This window comes from Hydrogenophaga intermedia, from assembly GCF_000723405.1.
GTDB classification, from domain to species: domain Bacteria; phylum Pseudomonadota; class Gammaproteobacteria; order Burkholderiales; family Burkholderiaceae_C; genus Hydrogenophaga; species Hydrogenophaga intermedia.
In genome coordinates, this window is sequence record NZ_CCAE010000099.1 from 1 (window position 1) to 4,486 (window position 4,486).

Below are 4,486 nucleotides of genomic sequence, written 5' to 3' on the forward strand. Positions count from 1 at the left end.
CATCTCGTTCAAACCTTTTCAGTCAAAGTGCTCAGCATAGACGAGCAAGTTGCTTGACCGTCAACGCGACAAAACCCAGCAAAGTTCGCACGTCGCTCAATGGCATGTCCAGCGAACGGCAGCGAAGTATGAATTGCAAGCGCTCCACATGCGCCTCTCCATACAAGCGGAAGTTCCCCTGGCTGCGGCGAGCCTGCGGCAGCAGCCCCTCTCGCTCGTAATAGCGGATCGTCACCACCGGACAGGCAGTGCGTTTGGCAAGTTCTCCGATCTGGAGGTTCATGGTGCGGATTGGGATAAAAGGAAAAAGGACTTGACTCTATAGTAACTATAGAGTGTTAAATCATCAACCTCAGATCTACACAAGAGGAGTTGCCATGAGTGAATGTGGCTCCAAGGGATGTGGCTGCTCTACCGTTGTGGTGCCCAACCCGAAACCGAACATCGTCGAAGCAGCGTTGCCGCAGGTGCGCTACCGCATCGAGAACATGGATTGCCCGACCGAGGAAGCGTTGATTCGCGACAAACTCGGAAAGGTGCAGGGCGTGAGCAGCCTTGAATTCAATCTGGTGCAGAGAACACTGGGAGTCAGCCATCAGCTTGCCTCGTTGCGCCCTATCGAAGACGCGTTATCGGCCATCGGGATGCGAGCGGTTCGGATGGATGAGAAGGCAGCCCAGCAAAGTACCTGGTTATCCATCCAGCAGATGGACTGCCCCACCGAGGAGGCATTGATCCGCGGCAAGCTTGCCGGCGTGCCAGGCGTTGCGAATCTTGAATTCAACCTCGTCCAGCGCAGGCTGCACGTCGCACATACACCCGACGCACTTCCCAATGTGCTTGCAGCCCTGAAATCGCTCGGCTTCGACGCCGAGGTGCGCACTTCTTCGGCCCCTTCGGCAGCCGAGGCGCAAGCGCCTGCACGCACAAACTGGTGGCCGCTGGCAGTGTCAGGCGTCACCGCAACGCTGGCCGAGGTTGTGTACTGGCTCAACGGCGGCAACCACTGGGTCGTGGTCGCGCTGGCCGTGGTGGCCATCCTCACTGGCGGCCTCACGACTTACAAGAAGGGCTGGATTGCGCTCAGGAACCGCAACCTGAACATGAATGCGTTGATGTCCATTGCGGTCACTGGGGCCATGCTCATAGGCCATTGGCCCGAGGCGGCTATGGTGATGGTGCTGTTCGCACTAGCCGAGGTGATCGAGGCCAAGTCCTTGGATCGGGCTCGCAATGCCATCCGTGGCTTGATGGACCTCGCGCCGGATACCGCATTGGTTCAACAAGCGGACGGCAGTTGGGCTGCGGTGGACGCCAACGCCGTGCCCGTGGGCAGCCGTGTTCGCGTCAAACCTGGTGAGCGCATTGCCCTCGATGGGCTGATCGTCGAAGGCCGCTCCTCCGTCAATCAGGCGCCGATCACTGGTGAGAGCCTTCCGGTAGACAAGGCTGAGGGCGATTCCGTGTTTGCAGGCACGATCAATGGGGAGGGTTCGTTTGAATTCCGCGTCACCGCTGCCGCCAGCGCATCGACATTGGCCCGCATCATTCATGCCGTTGAAGCGGCTCAGGGAAGCCGCGCGCCGACGCAGCGTTTCGTCGATCAGTTTGCGCGGCTGTATACGCCTATCGTATTTGCGGTAGCCCTTGCCGTGGCGCTTGTGCCTCCGCTGGTATTCGGCGTGCCGTGGCTGGACTGGATCTACAAGGCGCTGGTTCTATTGGTCATCGCTTGTCCTTGTGCTCTGGTGATCTCCACGCCGGTGAGCATTGTGAGCGGTCTGGCTGCTGCCGCACGGCACGGCATCCTGATCAAGGGTGGCGTCTATCTGGAAGAGGGGCACAAGCTCAAATGGCTGGCCCTGGACAAAACGGGCACGATCACACACGGCAAGCCAGCGCAGACTGATTTCGCTGCATGGGGCAACGCCGATCCTGATGCGTCCAGATTGCTGGCCGCCAGCCTCGCAGCCCGTTCAGACCACCCAGTGTCCTTGGCAGTGGCCCGTGCAGCCGTCAACGATGGGTTGACACCGCGTGATGTAGCCGATTTCGCAGCGCTGCCTGGGCGCGGGGTTCGTGGCGACATCAACGGGCAGATCTATCACCTGGGTAACCACCGCCTGGTCGAGGAACTGGGCATGTGTTCGCCAGATCTGGAGTCCAGGGTGTCTGCGCTTGAAGCCGAGGGCAAAACCGTAGTGATGTTGACGGGACAGGAAGGAGTGCGGGCGCTCTTCGCAGTGGCTGACACGGTGAAGGACAGCAGCCGCCAGGCCATTGCCGAACTGCACCGACTGGGCATCAAAGCCATTATGTTGACCGGTGACAACCCGCACACTGCCGCTGCCATTGCCAGTCAGGTCGGCATTGACCGCAGTCGTGGCAATCTGCTGCCCGAAGACAAACTGCATGAAGTGGAGCGACTGTCGGCGGACGGGAAAACTGGCATGGTGGGCGATGGCATCAACGATGCCCCGGCGCTCGCGCGTGCGGACATCGGCTTTGCAATGGGGGCGGCGGGAACCGATACGGCCATCGAAACCGCCGACGTTGCGTTGATGGATGACGACCTGCGCAAGCTGCCGACATTCGTGCGACTGTCCAGTGCAACAGCTAGCGTTTTGAAGCAGAACATCGCCCTCGCGCTGGGCATCAAGGCGGTGTTCCTGATTCTGACTTTCACCGGGCAAGCCACGATGTGGATGGCGGTGTTTGCCGACATGGGGGCCAGTCTGCTGGTGGTCGGCAACGGGTTGAGGCTGTTGCGCCGATGAACTGGAAAGCCATTCTTTACGATTGGGGTGGCTTGAATAGCGCTCTGTTTCAGCTCGTCTACGAGGCCACGCCGCCGATTTTGATACCGCTGGCCTGGATCTTCAGCAACGTCCTGGGCAACTACTGGACTGCGCCCCTAGTGATGCTCGGACTGTGGGCATGGTCAAGATCAACGGCAGCAGCCGATCACGCCTTGGCAATTCGGCGGCAGCTTCTTCAATTCGTGATCGGCTTCGGCATCGCGATTGCAATAGCCTCCATCTTGAAATTTTGGCTCGATTTTCCGCGACCGGCAGCGGTATTTGGCCATTTGAATCACGTGCTTGGCACAGTGGAGGAGCACTATAGCCTGCCGAGCGGTCATTCCACTTACGCCGCACTTGTTGCCGGGGCGTTGTGGCCGCTGACAGGTGTACGCCACCGATTGGCGTTAGTTGCTTATGTCGTTCTGGTCGGCTGGTCGCGCATTGCTGCGGGCATGCACTTTCCCGCCGACGTGCTGGCCGGCTGGGGCATCGCCTCCGGCAGCCTTGCGCTTGCTGGTTCGCTGTTGACGATGCTGGCGAGTGCCTGGAGGCTGACGAGGCTGCGGGCAATCGGAATCTGGTACGGCTTGGCTGCCGCAGTGCTATTTGGCGATCAGGTCGCAAAGGCCGCCGTCTCGCTTTTTTTCGGCTATGGCGATCAAGTCGCTGTAACCCCTTTCTTCAATCTCGTCCACTTGAAGAACAACGGCGCCGCATTCAGCCTGCTGGCTGGTGCTGGTAGCTGGGCGCGTTTCGGTTTTGCCGCGCTTGCGCTGGGAGTCTCAATCTGGCTGATCCGCCTATTGCGTCAAGGAGTATCTAAATGGGAAGGCGTGGGTTATAGCCTGATCTTAGGTGGCGCGCTGGGTAACGCAGTTGACCGCCTGTTGCGAGGGGCTGTAGTCGATTTCCTCGATTTCCATTGGCACGGAGCGCATTGGCCCGCTTTCAATTTGGCTGACGTTGCAATATCCCTTGGCGCGATCTGCTTGCTTTCGGCCACCATGCACCAAGGAAAACGGGATGTCGCCGTAAGCGGACAAATTCCTATGAAAACTCCATAGTCGGATACAAGTCAAGGAATATGAGGCGCGTATCGGGTGTGATCGACACATAACTCAGGAGCCAGAAAGACTGATTTGGAGAATGCCGCTGGTGACCTTTCGATGGGATCGCTTGCTGAGCCAACGTCGGAGCCAGCAGTTGGTGTCCATAAGAGGAGGGTGAGTATCCGCTACATTAAGGACTGTCCGCTCCTGCCGATTTCGAAGGGCGCTGACAGCTTTCGCCGCTACGTCTTCGATTCACTGCAGGAGGTGCGTGACATGACGGCCGACTGGCTACAGCGATACAACCACCATCGACCCCATGAAGCCCTCGGCCGAATCCCACCGGTCGAGTACCGTGTCAAACTGTTCCCCAATCTCTACTTCTGAGTGGCTCAGGTATTTGAGGGGACTTCAATGTTGACCCTCATTGCTTTCATGAAGTCCGCTTCCTGTGGTCTCACACAACAGGGATAAGTAGGGATTATTCGGCGGCGTTTCTAAGAAAAGCAGGCTTGAATCTTCCAAAAGGTATCCGTGCAGGTGACGGGACTTTCTAGGGTTCTGTCGCGTTGCCAGTTGATAAACGAGTTTGGGGTAGGAACGGATGCCAGTTCTTCAAACGGGACGGATTTG

Annotated in this window: 3 protein-coding genes and 2 pseudogenes; 3 read left to right on the top strand and 2 right to left on the bottom strand. The window is 58.5% G+C overall.

The genetic code is table 11. From position 1 onward, the window contains the following. Positions 1–70: 70 nt before the first annotated feature. Positions 71–283: pseudogene (locus BN948_RS25100) on the bottom strand (MerR family transcriptional regulator); the annotation flags it as partial. Positions 284–377: 94 nt separating this feature from the next. Here BN948_RS25100 and BN948_RS25105 point away from each other — a divergent pair. The 3 genes from BN948_RS25105 to BN948_RS26435 all read left to right on the top strand — a co-directional run bounded on the left by BN948_RS25105 (position 378) and on the right by BN948_RS26435 (position 4,240). After that, on the top strand, positions 378–2,777 hold the full coding sequence (locus BN948_RS25105; protein WP_009518529.1) for a heavy metal translocating P-type ATPase: 2,400 nt from the start codon (positions 378–380) through the stop codon (positions 2,775–2,777). After that, positions 2,774–3,868, top strand: a complete 1,095-nt coding sequence (gene lspA, locus BN948_RS25110; RefSeq protein WP_009518528.1) for a signal peptidase II — start codon at positions 2,774–2,776, stop codon at positions 3,866–3,868. The genes BN948_RS25105 and lspA overlap by 4 nt, the downstream gene beginning before the upstream one ends. 159 nt (positions 3,869–4,027) lie before the next feature. Continuing rightward, entirely contained in the window at positions 4,028–4,240 is a 213-nt protein-coding gene (locus BN948_RS26435; RefSeq protein ID WP_158515855.1) for an integrase core domain-containing protein, read from the top strand. 24 nt (positions 4,241–4,264) lie between these two features. Here the strand turns inward: BN948_RS26435 and BN948_RS27430 are convergent. Further along, positions 4,265–4,411, bottom strand: a pseudogene (locus BN948_RS27430) (DNA-binding domain-containing protein); the annotation flags it as partial. Positions 4,412–4,486: the final 75 nt, after the last annotated feature.